Here is a 14,526-nt window from a genome sequence, read left to right as displayed (position 1 = left end):
CCCTGCGGTCGCGGCGGGCCGGGTCAGGGCGATTCTTCCATCCCGGCGGGCCCGCCCGCCCCGAGGACCGTCCGGCCGAAGGTGCGCACCAGCCGGGCCCAGCCGCGGTGCAGCTCCCGGGTGCGCCGCTCGAGCTCGGCCACGACCTGCTCCTCCTGCGCGGTGAGGTCGCGGTCGGCCGCCCACCCCCGCACGACCGCGGCGGTCACCTCCGGGTGGAACTGCACGCCCCAGGCGCGGGGGCCCAGGCGCAGGGCCTGCACGGCCCCGTCCGGCGTGCGGGCGAGGACGGTGGCGCCCGCCGGCGCCCGCACGACCACGTCGTCGTTCCAGTGCAGCACCTCCGGGCCGCCGCCCAGGCCGCCCAGCAGCGCGTCCTGCAGCCCCTCCGGGGTCGCGCCGAGGGGGTGCAGGGCGCGGGTGGGACGGGTGTGGGGACGCACCTGTCCGCCGAGGGCGGCGGCCGCCAGCTGGTGGCCCAGGCACACCCCGAGGAACGGCATACCCCCGGCGGCGACGGTGGCGATCAGCGCCTTGGTCGGGCCCAGCCAGCGGTGCCGGGCCTCGTCACCGGCCCCCATCCGCCCACCCAGGACGATCAGGCCGGCGTGGTCGACCAGGTGGGCCGGCACCGCCCGGCCACGGTGGGCGGCCAGCACGTCGCAGTCCAGGCCCACGTCGGCCAGCCAGGGCTCGATCATCGCGACCGGGCAGTCGTCCTCGTGCTGGACCACCAGCACCCGTGGGCGGGGCGTCACGGGCGCAGACTACTGCACCGGGTCGACGAGGTCCTTCGCGCCCAGGCTGGTGTCCGAGGGGGAGGTCGAGCTGATGGACTCCACGGACTCCGGGCTCACCTCGTGCGGCTTCAGCTCCCCGGTCGCGATCTGCTCGGCCCAGTGGCAGGCCACCCGCTGGCCGGGGGGTGCGCCGGCCACGTCGAGGGGACGCAGCACCGGTCGCTCGTCGTGGCAGCGGGTCGGCTGGCGCCAGGGGCACCGGGTGTGGAAGCGGCAGCCGGAGGGTGGGTCGGCGGGGGAGGGGAGGTCGCCCACCAGCAGGATCTGCTCGCGGGAGTCCTCGACGACCGGGTCCGGGACCGGGACGGCGGAGAGCAGCGCGCGGGTGTAGGGGTGCAGCGGCCGTTGGTAGAGGTCGTCCGCGTCGGCCTCCTCGACGAGGGCGCCGAGGTACATGACCCCGACCCGGTCGCTGATGTGCCGCACGACCGCCAGGTCGTGGGCGATCACCAGGTAGGTGAGGTTGAACTCCGCCTGCAGGTCGGCCAGCAGGTTGATGACCTGGGCCTGGACCGAGACGTCGAGCGCGCTGACGGGCTCGTCGGCCACGATGAGCTGCGGGTCGACGGACAGGGCCCGGGCGATGCCCACGCGCTGACGCTGCCCGCCGGAGAACTCGTGGGGGTACTTGGTCAGGGCCGTGCGCGGAAGACCGACCGCGGTGAGCAGGTCCTTGAGGCGCTGGCGGGCGTCCACCCCCTTGGTGAGCCCGTGGGCACGCATCCCCTCGAGCAGCAGCTGCTCGACCGTCTGCCGGGGGTCCAGGGAGCCCAGCGGGTCCTGGAAGACCATCTGCATGTGGCGGCGCTGCTTGCGCAGCTCCTCGCCCTTGAGGGAGGCCAGGTCGGTCCCCTCGAAGAGGACCTGGCCCTCGGTGAGGTCCTCCAGCCGCAGGATGGCGCGGCCCAGGGTCGACTTGCCGCACCCGGACTCACCCACCAGGCCGTACGTCTCACCACGACGGATCTGCAGGTCGACCCGTCCACCGCGTAGACGTGGCCGACGGTCCGGTCGAAGACGACCCCGCTCTTGATGGGGAAGTGCACCTTGAGGTCGCGCACGTCGAGCAGGACGTCGGCGTCCGGGTCGGGGGTACGACGGCCGGCCCCGGCGGGAGCCTCCTGGCGGGGCCCGGTCGCGGACGGCTCGGCGGCGGTGCTCATCGGTCGGTCTCCTCACCCACGGGGGCGTCGCGGTCGTCGTCCATCGGGTTGGACTCCAGCGGGTTGTGGCAGCGCAGCAGGCGGTCCGGCCCCAGCTCGGGCCGGTCCTGCACCAGCTCGGGCGTCCGCTCCAGGCAGACCTCGATGGCCGAGGCGCACCGCGGTGCGAAGGCGCAGCCCGAGGACCAGGGGATGTTGTCGGCCACCGAACCGGGCACCGGCGTCAGCCGTCGGCCCCTCTCCTCGTGGAGGCGGGGGATGGAGGCCAGCAACCCGCCGGTGTACGGGTGGCGTGGCTTGGCGAACAGGTCGTGCCGCTGGGCCCGTTCCACGATGCGCCCGCCGTAGAGGACGTTGACCTCGTCGCAGAGCCCGGCCACGACGCCCAGGTCGTGGGTGATCATGATCAGGGCCGTCCCGGACTCCTGCACGAGCTCCTTGAGCAGCGCCAGGATCTGCGCCTGGATCGTCACGTCCAGCGCGGTCGTGGGCTCGTCGGCGATGAGCAGTCGGGGCTCGCACGCCAGGGCCATGGCGATGAGCGCACGCTGGCGCATCCCCCCGGAGAGCTGGTGCGGGTACTCCTTGAGCCGGCGGGTGGGGTCGGGGATCCCGACCTTGTCGAGCAGCTCGGTGGCCCGCCCCATGGCCGCGTCCTTCTTCATGCCCCGGTGGCGCTGGAGCACCTCCGCCACCTGAACGCCCAGGGACACCACCGGGTTCAGGGACGAGAGCGGGTCCTGGAAGATCATCGCCACGTCGCGGCCGCGGCGGTCGCGCAGCTGGTCGCCGGGCAGGTCGAGCAGCTCGTCGCCGTCGAAGCGGACGCTGCCGGTCACCGTGTTGCCGCGGGAGGGGAGCAGCCCCATGATCGCCAGCGAGGTGACCGACTTGCCGCAGCCGGACTCGCCGACGAGCCCGACCGTCTGCCCGGGGGCGACGTCGAAGCTGATCCCGTCGACGGCGGTGAACGCCTTGCGCCCGCGGCCGAACGTGACGGACAGGTCGCGGACCGACAGCAGCGGGGCCGCGCCGGGACCGGTGGCCGGGCCGGTCGACGTCGTGGTGGGAACGGTCATCGCAGGCTCCTCATCGACGGGACTTGGGGTCGAGGGCCTCGCGCAGCGACTCACCCATGAGCGTGAAGCCCAGGGCGACGACGATGATGCACAGGGCCGGGTAGACGGCGACCTCGGGGTGGGTGTTGAAGTACTGCTGGGCCTTGCCCAGCATCTGTCCCCACTCCGGGACGGTGTCGTCGGGGCTGCCCAGGCCGAGGAAGGACAGGGCCGCGGCGTCGATGATCGCCACCGCGAGCACGAGGGTGCCCTGCACGATCACCGGTCCGAGCGAGTTCGGCAGCATGTGCCGGAAGACGATGGCGGCCGGTCGCACGCCCAGGGCCCGGGCGGCCAGGACGTGGTCGCTGTGCCGCTGGGCCATCATCGACCCGCGCAGCAGACGGGCGAAGATCGGGATCTGGATGATCGCGATCGCCAGGATCACCGTCCACTGGCTGGGGCGGGCGAACATGGCCGCGATGGAGAACGCCATGAGCAGCGACGGGATCGAGAGCATCACGTCGACGACGCGCATGACGGCCCCGTCGACCCAGCCGCCCAGACCGCCGGCGAGGGTGCCCAGCGTCAGCCCGCCCGCCAGGCCCCCGAGCGTGGCCATGACGCCGACGATGAGGGTCTGGCGCGAACCGACCAGGAGCCGGGAGAGCATGTCCCGACCGGCGTCGTCGGCGCCCAGCGGGTGACCCGGCTGCGGCTCGGGGATGGGGTTGTTGGGCGTGCGCTGGTCGATCAGCAACCGGGCCGCCGGGTCGTGCGGCGCGATCCAGGGGGCGATCAGCGCCAGCACGAGGAAGAGCGCGATGATCACCGCACCCACGAGGAAGACGGGGTCGCGGCGCAGGCGGCGCCACGCGCTGCGCCACAGGCTCACGCCCTCCTCGTCGGAGAGGGTGCCCGCCTCGGCCAGGGCGTCGATCCGGTCCTTCTTGCGCTGGCCCGGTGAGGTCATGGAGGTCACGGTGTTCTCCTCACTTGGTCCGCACGCGCGGGTCGATCACGGCGTAGAGGATGTCCACGACGAGGTTGACGACGATGTAGATGAGGGCGGCCATCATGATGAGCACCTGCAGGACGGGGTAGTCCCGCCGCTCGAACCCGATGGCCAGCGCCTGGCCGATCCCCTGGAAGGCGAAGACCTTCTCGGTGAGGACCGCCCCCGCCAGCAGCGCCCCGATCTGCAGCCCGACGATCGTCACCACGGGGATGAGCGCGTTGCGCATGATGTGCCGCAGGCGCACGACCCGGGGGGTCAGGCCCTTGGCGCGGGCGGTGCGCACGTAGTCCTCGTCCATGACGTCGATGACGGCGGCCCGGGTGATGCGGAAGATGATCGCGAAGGGGATCGACGACAGGGCGATCGCCGGCAGGATCAGGTGGCGGAAGGCGTCCCAGGCGGCGTCGAACTCACGGGTGAGCAGGCCGTCCAGGACGTACATGTTCGTGATGTGCGTCGCGTTGATGCCCACGCTCTGCCGTCCCGACGGGGGGAGCCAGCCGAGCTGGACGGCGAAGACGTACTTCAGCACGTAGGCCAGGAAGAAGACGGGGACGGCCACGCCGACCAGCGAGAACATGATCGAGCCGGTGTCCAGCGGGCCGCCGCGCCGACGAGCGGCGACGTAGCCCAGCGGGATGGCCAGCGTGAGGGCGATGAACATCGCGAAGAAGCTCAGCTCGACGGTGGCCGGCAGCCGCTGCAGGAAGACGTCGAGGGCGGGCTCGCCGCGGAAGACGCCGTTGGAGGTCCCGAAGTCCCCCTGCAGGGCGCGCTGGAGGAACTTCCAGTACTGCACGGGCAGGGGCTGGTCCAGCCCGAGCTGGGCGCGCAGCGCCGCGGTGGACTCGGGGGTGCCGCGCTCGCCGAGCAGGGCGCTGACCACCCCGCCGGGCAGCGAGCGCAGCCAGGCGAACAGCAGGACGCTGAGCACGAAGAGGGCCAGGACGGCCTGCAGCATCCGTCGGACGATGAACCTCAGCACGGGGATCCTCCGGAGGGGGGTGCGGCGTGGGCCGCGGGGAGGGGGTTCGGGGTGCCGTCGACGTGGACGACGCTGACGTCGGCGGCGACGAGGTCGGCGACGAGGTCGGCGACCGCGGGCGGCGGACCGGGCACGGGGCCCGGTCCGCCGCTGCGACCGCTGGTGGGGCTGATCACCCCGCGGGGTGACCGGTCACTCGGAGATGGTGACGGTGGAGAAGTCCTCCGCCGTCAGCGGGCTGGGCACCAGACCGTCCACGTTCTCGGCGACCACGATGGCCGGCGGGCTGTGGGAGATCGGCAGGCCCGGGAGCCAGTCCTCGCTCATGATCTGGGCGTTGAGCTCCTCGTACATCCCGGTGCGGGTGTCCTCGTCCGGCTCGGCGTCGGCGGCCGTCAGCGACTCCTGCAGCTCGTCGTGCCAGTCGTACTCGCTCGTGCCGAACGCGTTCTCGTCGCCGCAGAAGAAGGCGCACAGGAAGTTGTCGGCCGAGTTCAGGTCACCGGTCCAGCCCAGGAAGTAGGCCGGGGCCTGGGAGGTCTGGGCGCCGTCGATGTAGCCGCCCGCCCAGGGCTTGGAGATCGGGTTGACCGTGATGCCGGCGGCCTCCCAGTCGGACTTGACCGCGTCGTAGACGCGCTGCGGGTCCGGCAGGTAAGGGCGGGTGACCTCGGTCGGGTACCACAGGTCGATCTCCAGGTCGGACTTGCCGGCCTCCTCCAGCAGCTGCTGAGCCTTCTCGACGTCGTACTCGTAGGCCTCCAGCGAGCCGTCGTAGCCGCTCACCGTGTCGGGCATGAACTGCGTCGCCACGGTCGCGCCCTCGGGCAGCTGGGAGGACACCAGCTGCTCGCGGTTGATCGCGTGGTAGAGCGCCTGGCGGACCAGCGGGTCGGCCAGCTGCGGGTCGGCGATCGGGTTCAGGCCCAGGTAGAGGACGTTGAACGGGTCGCGGATGAGGACCTGGTTGCCGTCGTCCTCCAGGCCCTGCCAGTCGACCGGGTTCGGCAGGTCGTAGCCGTGGATGGTGCCGGCCTGCAGCTCCTGGCGACGGGCGTTCTCGTCCGGGACGATCTTGAACACCAGCTCGGCCACGCCGGCCGGCTCGCCCCAGTAGTCCTCGTTGCGCGTGAGGGTCACGGTGCCGCCCGCGTTGTCGTAGGACTCGAACTTGAACGGTCCGGTGCCGGTCGGGTGCTCGTCGTACTCGGGGAAGACGAACGCGTCGCCCTCGGCCTGAACGTCGTTGGCGTTGTACTCCTCCAGCGCGGTGGGCGACTGGATGGCGTAGGACGACTGCGACAGCACCATGGGGAACTTGCCGGTCACGCGGCTGACCGTCACCTCGGCGGTGAGGTCGTCGACGGCCTCGCAGGACTCGTACAGCGAGTCCTCGCCGAAGCCGAAGTCGTTGCCGTAGTAGTAGGCCATCGCCGGGGACTGACCGACCTCGTTCTGGTCGGCCCAGCGCTCGAAGTTGTAGCAGACGGCCTCGGCGTCGAACGGTGTCCCGTCGTGGAAGGTCACGCCGTCCTGGAGCTCAAAGGTCCAGGTCAGACCGTCCTCGCTGCCCTCCCAGGAGGTGGCCAGCTCGGGGACACCCTCGGTGCCGCCCTCCTTGATGCCGATGAGGTTCTGGTAGATCTGCCGGCTGATCCGGAAGCTCTCGCCGTCGCTGGCGTAGAACGGGTCGAAGGTCGCTGGGGCGCCGGCCGCGCCGAAGACGAACGTGGCGTCCGAGCTGGCCTCCCTCCGGCGGCGCCGTCGTCGGTGCCGCTCGCGGCGGTGTCGTCGTTGGTGTCACCGGTGTCCGAGTCGCGCTCCGACTCGGCACAGGACGTGAGCACCAGGGCCAGCGCGGCGCTGGTCGCCAGGGCCCCCACCATGCGGTTCTTCATCGTGCCTCCTAGGCATGGACGTGGTTCCGACCGGTACAGGGCCGGTCGAGCCGACCTCACCACAACCCGGCCCCCAGGGGAAGAGCGTGTGGCAAGTCGTGACGAGACCGTGACCTGCCCCGACGTGGGGGAAGGCTCGGGCAGGATGAGGGTATGACGCTCGAGCCCGGACGGGTGGCGGTGGCCGCCGTGGCCCTCGTGGACGACCTGCGCAGGCCGCGCCGGCTGCTCGCGGCGCGGCGCAGCGGGCCGCCGGCGCTCGCCGGCGGGTGGGAGTTCCCGGGCGGGAAGGTGGAGCCCGGCGAGGAGCCCGCGGCTGCGGCCGTGCGGGAGGCCGCCGAGGAGCTGGGCGTGCGGGTCGAGCTCGGGGAGCCTGCCGGTGGGCCGTGGCCGCTGGGCCGTTCCCACGAGATGCACCTGTGGTGGGCGGTCACCGCCCCGGGCGAGGGGGAGCCCCGTCCGCTGGAGGACCACGACGCGCTGCGCTGGCTGACCCGCGCGACACTGCACGCGGTGCCCTGGCTGGAGAACGACCTCCCGGTGGTCGAATTCGTGGCGGCGCACCTGGTGCCCGACGGCTGCGACAATGGTGGGCATGCCTTCTGACGACACCGGTTCCGGCGTGCGCGCCGACCGCCTCGACATCCGCAACGTGGCCATCGTGGCCCACGTCGACCACGGGAAGACCACGCTGGTCGACGCGATGCTGACGCAGGGCGGTGCCTTCGCCGAGCACCGCTCGCCCGGCGAGGACGTGGAGCGGGTGATGGACTCCGGCGACCTCGAGCGGGAGAAGGGGATCACCATCCTCGCCAAGAACACCGCCATCCACTACGCGGGCGCGCACGCGCCCGAAGGCGGCATGACGATCAACATCATCGACACCCCCGGGCACGCCGACTTCGGCGGCGAGGTCGAGCGGGGGCTGTCCATGGTGGACGGGGTCGTCCTGCTCGTCGACGCCTCGGAGGGCCCGCTGCCCCAGACCCGGTTCGTGCTGCGCAAGGCGCTGGCCGCGCACCTGCCCGTCGTGCTGTGCATCAACAAGGTCGACCGGCCCGACAGCCGGATCGCCGACGTCGTCGACGAGGTCTACTCCCTGTTCATGGACCTCCTCGACGACCACGACCCCGAGGTCGTCGAGCGGGCGCTGGACTTCCCGGTGGTCTACGCCTCGGCCAAGGCGGGACGCGCCTCCCTGACCGCCCCCCAGGACGGGGAGCTCCCGGACAGCCCCGACCTGGAGCCGTTGTTCGCCACCATCCTGGACACCGTGCCGGCGCCGACCTACACCGAGGGCGCGCCGCTGCAGGCCCACGTGACCAACCTCGACTCCAGCCCGTTCCTGGGCCGCCTGGCCCTGTGCCGTGTGCGGGAGGGCACGATCCGCAAGGGCCAGCAGGTGGCGTGGTGCCGCCGCGACGGGTCGGTCGAGCGGGTCAAGATCACCGAGCTGCTGCTGACCGAGGGGCTGGAGCGCAAGTCCGCCGACGAGGCCGGCCCCGGCGACATCATCGCCATCGCCGGCATCCCCGAGATCACGATCGGCGAGACCCTCGCCGACGCCGAGCACCCGGTCCCGCTGCCGCTGATCACCGTCGACGAGCCGGCCATCTCGATGACGATCGGCACCAACACCTCGCCGCTCGCGGGCCGGGTCAAGGGCTCCAAGGTGACCGCCCGCCTCGTCAAGGACCGGCTCGACAAGGAGCTCGTCGGCAACGTCTCGCTGCGCATCCTGCCGACCGAGCGACCCGACACCTGGGAGGTCCAGGGCCGCGGCGAGCTGGCGCTCGCCATCCTCGTCGAGCAGATGCGTCGGGAGGGGTACGAGCTCACCGTCGGCAAGCCGCAGGTCGTGACCAAGGAGATCGACGGCAAGCTGCACGAGCCCGTCGAGCGGCTGACGATCGACACCCCCGAGGAGCACCTCGGCACGATCACCCAGCTGATGGCCGCCCGCAAGGGGCGCATGGAGCAGATGACCAACCACGGCACCGGCTGGGTCCGGATGGAGTACGTCGTCCCCTCGCGGGGCCTCATCGGCTTCCGGACCGAGTTCCTCACCGAGACCCGCGGCACCGGCATCGCGCACCACGTCTTCGACGGCTATTCGCCCTGGTTCGGCGACATCCGCACCCGCCAGTCCGGCTCCCTGGTCTCCGACCGCACCGGCGTGGCCACCACCTACGCGATGTTCAACCTCCAGGAGCGCGGCACTATGTTCCTCGAGCCGACCACCGAGGTCTACGAGGGCATGATCGTGGGGGAGAACTCGCGCGCGGACGACATGGACGTCAACATCACCAAGGAGCGCAAGCTCACCAACGTCCGGTCCGCGGGCGCAGACGTCTCGAGCGGCTCGTCCCGCCGCGCCTGCTCTCCCTGGAGCAGTCGCTGGAGTTCTGCCGCGAGGACGAGTGCGTGGAGGTCACCCCCGAGGCCGTCCGCGTCCGGAAGGTCGTCCTGGACGCCAACCTGCGCGCCCGCACCGCGGCCCGGGCGCGCAACAAGTCGTGACGGCCGCCGGCGGGGGACCCGTCCCGGACCCGCCGGGACGGCCCGACCTGCGCGCCGCGGCCGCCGCCCCGGACCGGCCCCTGCGCGTGGTCGCCGTGCACGCCCACCCCGACGACGAGACCCTCGCCACCGGGCTGGCGCTGGCGCACTCCGTGCTGGCGGGGGACGAGGTGCACGTGATCACCTGCACCCTCGGCGAGGAGGGCGAGGTCATCCCCCCCGACCTGGCCCACCTCGAGGGGAGCGAGGAGCTCGGTCCGCACCGCCACGGCGAGATCACGCGGGCCACGGCCGCCCTGGGCGTGCAGCACCACTACCTGGGCGGTGACCGGCCACGGTGGCGCGACAGCGGCATGGCCGGCTCGCCGGCGGCGCGGCACCCCCGGGCGTTCGCCGCCGCGGACGTCCCGGAGGCCGCCGCCGTCCTCGCCGGCCAGCTGGCGCAGGTGCGGCCCGACCTCGTCCTGACCTACGACCCGCAGGGCGGCTACGGCCACCCCGACCACGTGCAGACCCACCGGGTCACGGTCGCGGCGGTGCGCGCCATACCCCGGGACGAGCGTCCGCGGCTCCTCGTGGTCCTGACCCCGCGGTCCTGGGCCGAGGAGGACCGGACGTGGCTGCAGCGGCACGTGCCCCGGGGCGCCCGCAGCCCGGCGGGCGGGACGGTCCGCGTCCCGGCGACGGACGACCCGTTCCCGCCGTCGGTCGTGACCGACGGGCTCGTGACGCACGCGGTGGTCGACGCCGACGCCCTGACCCGTCAGGTCGCGGCGCTGCGCGAGCACCCGACGCAGGTGACCGTGCACGAGGAGTGGTACACGCTGAGCAACGACGTGGCCGCCCGGCTGCCCGGCCGGGAGGGCTACGCCGTGTGGGAGGTCGAGGAGTCCTGAGCACGCCCACGCCCGCGCCGGGGGACGACCCCGAGGTCGATCCCGGCCGCTACCGGCAGGCCATGGGCCGGTTCGCCTCCGGGGTCACGGTCGTCACCTCCCGGCACCGGGGCCACGACGTGGCCCTGACCGTCGACACCCTCACGAGCGTGTCGCTGCGCCCCGTGCTCCTCCTCGTGAGCCTGCACGACGAGGCGCGCGTGCTGGAGGGGATCCGGGCCGGCGAGGCCTGGGGCGTGAGCATCCTGCCGGCCCGGCACCGGGCCCTGGCGACCTGGCTGGGGGAGCCGGGGCGACCGCTCCACAACCAGCTGGCCCGGGTCTCCCACCGCCGGGGGGAGCGCACCGGGGTGGCCCTCGTGGACGGTGCGCTCGCCACCTTCGAGTGCCGAACCTTCGCCGTCCACCCGGCGGGGGACCACCAGCTGTGCGTCGGCGAGGTGGTCTCCGTCGACGTGCCGACGACCGACGAACCCGCGCTGGTCCACTACCGTGGGGGGCTGGGCGAGCTGCGGTGACCGCGCCGCGGCCCGCCGCCGAGCACCGCTGGACCAGACGGAGGGACCACCCGCACGATGAGCGACGCACCTGACGACGGCACGGGGCTGCAGGAGGAGTCGCGCACGGGGGGCGAGTGGAGGGCGGTCGTGCTGCGGCTGCTGGCCGCCGTCGTCGTGCTCGGGGGGATCTACGTGGGAGCGGCGCTCTACTTCCAGGACCGGCCCCCCGCCGGGATGACGGTGGACGGGATCGACATCGGGTCGATGACCCGCGACGAGGCCGTGGAGCGCCTGGACCGCGAGCTGGCCGACCGGCTCGAGGAGCCGGTGGTCGTGACGGTCCGGGCGAGCGGGGACGGCGGTGGGGCGGCAGGGGTCGACGGGGCCGACGAGGTCGCCGACGAGACCCTCGAGCTGGTGCCGGAGGACGCCGGGCTGGCCTTCGACCTCGACGCGACGCTGGAGGGGGCCACCGGTCTGAGCTTCGACCCCCGCGTGCTGTGGTCGCACGTCTCCGGCAGCGACCGGTCGCTGCCGCTCGTGGGGGTGGTGGACCGCGCGGAGCTCCGGGCGGCCGTCGAACGGCTGGCCCAGGACTACGACACCGACGTGGTCGAGGGCCAGGTCACCCTCACCGACGAGGGGGTGCGCGTCGTCGAGGCCGAGGTGGGACGGACGCTCGACGTCGGGGCGACGGCCGAGGCCGTCGCGGGCGCCTGGCCGGACAGCAGGGAGGCCGACGGTCGGGCCATGGTGGCTGCGCCCACCCTGTCCCAGGACGAGGTCGAGCGGTTCACCCGCGAGGAGGTGGACCCGGCGCTCTCCGGTCCGGTGAGCGTGACGGCCACCCGCGGGTCGGGTGACGACGCCCCCACCGCCACGGCCGAGATCGCGCCGCGCGAGCTCGTCGAGCTGCTCGGGACCGAGCGCACGGGGGACGCCCTGGCGCTGACGCTCGACGAGGACGGCCTGCTCGCCCGCATCCGTCAGGACATCGGCCAGCTCGAGCGGGGCCCGCGGGACGCCACCGTCGAGCTGGACGGGGACGACGTGGTCGTCGTCCCGGCGCGTGCCGGGACGGAGCTGCAGGAGGAGGGTCTGTTCGACGCCGTCCGCGCTGCGCTGTCCGCCGACGGTGACGACCGCACGGTCGAGGCGACCCTGGCGGCGGTCGAACCGGCGATCCCCACGGAGGTCAGCGAGGACTGGACCTTCGAGGAGATGTCGGAGTTCAGCTCGGTGTTCCCGACCGGGGAGGCCAACGCGGCCCGCACCCACAACCTGCGCGTCGGTGCGGAGAACGTGAACGGCACCGTGGTCATGCCGGGCCAGCAGTTCAGCCTCGGGGTGGCACTGGGGGACCTCAGCGAGGCCGGGGGTTACCGTGAGGCACCGGTCATCGTGGACGGCCGGCTCGTCATGGGGCTGGGCGGTGGACTCTCCCAGATCTCCACCGTGGCCTTCAACGCGTCCTGGTTCGCCGGGGTGCAGCTGGACGCGCACACCCCGCACTCCTACTACATCTCGCGCTACCCGGCCGGACGGGAGGCGACGCTGGCCTACCCGGTCATCGACAACGTGTGGACCAACGACACCGACAACCCCGTCGTCGTGCGCTCCTGGATCGAGGGTGACCAGATCCGGATGGTCCTCCTGGGCGAGCGGCAGTACGAGGTGGAGACCGTCGACGGACCGCGACGCGACGTCCGTCAGCCCGAGCGGCACGAGGACGACAGCCCCGAGTGCGTGCCGCAGGGTCCGGCCGAGGGGTTCACGATCACCAACGTGCGCATCCTGCGCGCCGGCGGGCAGGAGGTCTCGCGGGACGAGTTCACCACGACCTACGCCCCGGCGGACGAGGTCGTGTGCACCCATCCCGAGGCGGGCTTCTGAGCACCCCGTGCCGTCCGGGTGCCCGGAGACGGCATACTCTGTCCCCATGACGTACGTGATCGCCCAGCCGTGTGTGGACCTCAAGGACAAGGCCTGCATCGAGGAGTGCCCGGTCGACTGCATCTACGAGGGCGAGCGGTCGTTGTACATCCACCCCGACGAGTGCGTCGACTGTGGCGCCTGCGAGCCGGTCTGCCCGGTCGAGGCGATCTACTACGAGGACGACGTCCCGGAGGAGTGGGCGGAGTACTACAAGGCGAACGTCGAGTTCTTCGACGACCTCGGCAGCCCCGGCGGTGCGGCCAAGATGGGCATGATCCCCAAGGACCACCCGATCATCGCCGTGCTGCCACCGCAGCCGCACGACGAGTGAACCGCACCCCCCGACCGGCCTACCCCCCACCAGGAGGACAGATGACCGACCCGACCACCACGCCCGCGGCCACGCTGCGTCACGGCGAGAACGAGCTCGAGCTGAAGGTGGTGCCGGCCGTCGAGGGAAACAACGGTCTGGACATCAGCGCCCTGATGAAGACCACCGGTGACACCACGCTGGACGTGGGGTACGTCAACACCGCCTCCTGCCAGTCCGCGATCACCTACATCGACGGGGACGCCGGGATCCTGCGCTACCGCGGTTACCCGATCGAGCAGCTGGCCAAGGAGTCCAGCTTCCTGGAGACCAGCTACCTGCTCATCTACGGCGAGCTGCCGTCCGCGAGCGAGCTGGAGGACTTCGACCAGCGGGTGCGCAGGCACACCCTGCTCGTGGAGGACATGAAGCAGTTCTTCGACGGCTTCCACCGCGACGCGCACCCGATGTCGGTGCTGGCCTCCTCGGTGTCCGCGCTGGGCACCTTCTACCAGGACAGCCTGGACCCGCGGGACCCGGAGTCGGTGGAGATGTCCACGATCCGGTTGATCGCCAAGCTGCCGACGATCGCCTCCTACGCGTTCCGCAAGAGCCAGGGCAAGTCCCTGCTGTACCCGGACAACAACTACAACCTGGTGGAGAACTTCCTGTGGATGACCTTCGGTCAGCCCACGGAGGACTTCGATATGGACCCCGACCTGGCCAAGGCGCTGGACCTGCTGTTCATCCTGCACGCCGACCACGAGCAGAACTGCTCCACGTCCACGGTCCGCCTCGTCGGCTCCTCGGAGGCCAACCTCTTCGCCTCCATCTCCGCCGGCATCCAGGCGCTGTCCGGCCCGTTGCACGGCGGGGCCAACAGCGCCGTCCTGGCGATGCTCAACGACATCCACGACCGCGGCGGCGACGTCAAGGAGTTCGTCCGCAAGGTCAAGGACAAGGAGGACGGGGTCAAGCTCATGGGCTTCGGCCACCGGGTCTACAAGAACTACGACCCGCGCGCGGCCATCGTCAAGGAGACGGCGCACGAGCTGCTGGAGAAGGCCGGGCACAACCCGCTCCTCGACCTCGCCATGGAGCTGGAGCAGACCGCCCTGGAGGACGACTACTTCGTCGACCGCAAGCTCTACCCCAACGTCGACTTCTACACCGGCCTGATCTACGAGTCGATGGGCTTCCCCAGCAACATGTTCACGGCGCTCTTCGCGATCGGCCGCCTCCCCGGCTGGATCGCGCAGTACCGCGAGATGATCAACGACCCGGCCACCAAGATCGGGCGTCCGCGTCAGGTCTACGTCGGCGAGCCCGAGCGGCAGTACGTGCCCACCGGGCAGCGCTGACCGGCCCGGCACCGGGGGCCGGCCCCACGGGGCACGTCCCACGCACCGCCTGACGACGGCCTCCGCAGCACTGCTGCGGGGG

At 72.1% G+C, this 14,526-nt stretch carries 12 protein-coding genes and 2 pseudogenes; 7 read left to right on the top strand and 7 right to left on the bottom strand.

Going from position 1 to position 14,526, the window contains the following annotated elements; genetic code table 11:
- Positions 1-23: 23 nt before the first annotated feature.
- From ACQ95T_RS14700 to ACQ95T_RS14670, 7 genes and pseudogenes are all read right to left on the bottom strand, one after another.
- Entirely contained in the window at positions 24-758 is a 735-nt protein-coding gene (locus ACQ95T_RS14700) for a type 1 glutamine amidotransferase (RefSeq protein WP_425941755.1), read from the bottom strand.
- Positions 759-767: 9 nt separating this feature from the next.
- Positions 768-1,963: pseudogene (locus ACQ95T_RS14695) on the bottom strand (ABC transporter ATP-binding protein).
- Positions 1,960-3,042: an ABC transporter ATP-binding protein gene (locus ACQ95T_RS14690; protein ID WP_425941751.1), complete on the bottom strand. Its 1,083-nt coding sequence runs from the start codon at positions 3,040-3,042 to the stop codon at positions 1,960-1,962. The pseudogene ACQ95T_RS14695 and the gene ACQ95T_RS14690 overlap by 4 nt, the downstream one beginning before the upstream one ends.
- Before the next feature lie 10 nt (positions 3,043-3,052).
- Complete coding sequence (locus ACQ95T_RS14685) at positions 3,053-3,994, bottom strand: ABC transporter permease (RefSeq protein ID WP_425941851.1); 942 nt, start codon at positions 3,992-3,994, stop codon at positions 3,053-3,055.
- Positions 3,995-4,013: 19 nt separating this feature from the next.
- Positions 4,014-5,024: an ABC transporter permease gene (locus tag ACQ95T_RS14680; RefSeq protein WP_425941749.1), complete on the bottom strand. Its 1,011-nt coding sequence runs from the start codon at positions 5,022-5,024 to the stop codon at positions 4,014-4,016.
- Positions 5,018-5,158 (bottom strand): hypothetical protein, encoded by a 141-nt coding sequence (locus ACQ95T_RS14675; protein ID WP_431473039.1) that lies wholly within the window; start codon positions 5,156-5,158, stop codon positions 5,018-5,020. Before ACQ95T_RS14675 ends, ACQ95T_RS14680 begins: the two co-directional genes overlap by 7 nt.
- A 58-nt stretch (positions 5,159-5,216) precedes the next feature.
- On the bottom strand, positions 5,217-6,581 hold the full coding sequence (locus ACQ95T_RS14670; protein WP_431473840.1) for an ABC transporter substrate-binding protein: 1,365 nt from the start codon (positions 6,579-6,581) through the stop codon (positions 5,217-5,219).
- A gap of 494 nt (positions 6,582-7,075) precedes the next feature.
- Here ACQ95T_RS14670 and ACQ95T_RS14665 point away from each other — a divergent pair, with 494 nt between their 5' ends.
- From ACQ95T_RS14665 to ACQ95T_RS14635, 7 genes and pseudogenes are all read left to right on the top strand, one after another.
- The gene (locus ACQ95T_RS14665) at positions 7,076-7,528 is read left to right on the top strand and encodes an NUDIX domain-containing protein (protein WP_425941745.1); all 453 of its coding nucleotides are present in this window, start codon (positions 7,076-7,078) and stop codon (positions 7,526-7,528) included.
- A pseudogene (typA, locus tag ACQ95T_RS14660) lies at positions 7,518-9,442 on the top strand (translational GTPase TypA). The gene ACQ95T_RS14665 and the pseudogene typA overlap by 11 nt, the downstream one beginning before the upstream one ends.
- On the top strand, positions 9,439-10,338 hold the full coding sequence (gene mshB / locus ACQ95T_RS14655; protein ID WP_425941741.1) for an N-acetyl-1-D-myo-inositol-2-amino-2-deoxy-alpha-D-glucopyranoside deacetylase: 900 nt from the start codon (positions 9,439-9,441) through the stop codon (positions 10,336-10,338). Before typA ends, mshB begins: the two are co-directional and overlap by 4 nt.
- Complete coding sequence (locus tag ACQ95T_RS14650) at positions 10,317-10,856, top strand: flavin reductase family protein (RefSeq protein ID WP_425941739.1); 540 nt, start codon at positions 10,317-10,319, stop codon at positions 10,854-10,856. Before mshB ends, ACQ95T_RS14650 begins: the two co-directional genes overlap by 22 nt.
- Before the next feature lie 57 nt (positions 10,857-10,913).
- Positions 10,914-12,731, top strand: coding sequence for a VanW family protein (locus ACQ95T_RS14645; RefSeq protein ID WP_425941738.1), 1,818 nt, complete (start codon positions 10,914-10,916; stop codon positions 12,729-12,731).
- 46 nt (positions 12,732-12,777) lie between these two features.
- Complete coding sequence (gene fdxA / locus ACQ95T_RS14640; protein WP_425941736.1) at positions 12,778-13,104, top strand: ferredoxin; 327 nt, start codon at positions 12,778-12,780, stop codon at positions 13,102-13,104.
- Positions 13,105-13,145: 41 nt separating this feature from the next.
- The gene (locus tag ACQ95T_RS14635) at positions 13,146-14,444 is read left to right on the top strand and encodes a citrate synthase (protein WP_425941734.1); all 1,299 of its coding nucleotides are present in this window, start codon (positions 13,146-13,148) and stop codon (positions 14,442-14,444) included.
- Positions 14,445-14,526: the final 82 nt, after the last annotated feature.

The organism is Ornithinimicrobium carbonis, from assembly GCF_050703245.1.
GTDB lineage: Bacteria > Actinomycetota > Actinomycetes > Actinomycetales > Dermatophilaceae > Ornithinicoccus.
Note: the sequence above shows the minus strand (reverse complement) of the source record. Positions and strands in the feature narration are given on the sequence as shown.

Bases quoted from the DNA above. Each gene is read 5' to 3' on its own strand.
- ACQ95T_RS14635 (WP_425941734.1), top strand. From the start codon at position 13,146: ATGACCGACCCGACCACCACGCCCGCGGCCACGCTGCGTCACGGCGAG.
- ACQ95T_RS14690 (WP_425941751.1), bottom strand. From the start codon at position 3,042: ATGACCGTTCCCACCACGACGTCGACCGGCCCGGCCACCGGTCCCGGC.
- ACQ95T_RS14685 (WP_425941851.1), bottom strand. From the start codon at position 3,994: ATGACCTCACCGGGCCAGCGCAAGAAGGACCGGATCGACGCCCTGGCC.
- ACQ95T_RS14665 (WP_425941745.1), top strand. From the start codon at position 7,076: ATGACGCTCGAGCCCGGACGGGTGGCGGTGGCCGCCGTGGCCCTCGTG.
- fdxA (WP_425941736.1), top strand. From the start codon at position 12,778: ATGACGTACGTGATCGCCCAGCCGTGTGTGGACCTCAAGGACAAGGCC.
- ACQ95T_RS14645 (WP_425941738.1), top strand. From the start codon at position 10,914: ATGAGCGACGCACCTGACGACGGCACGGGGCTGCAGGAGGAGTCGCGC.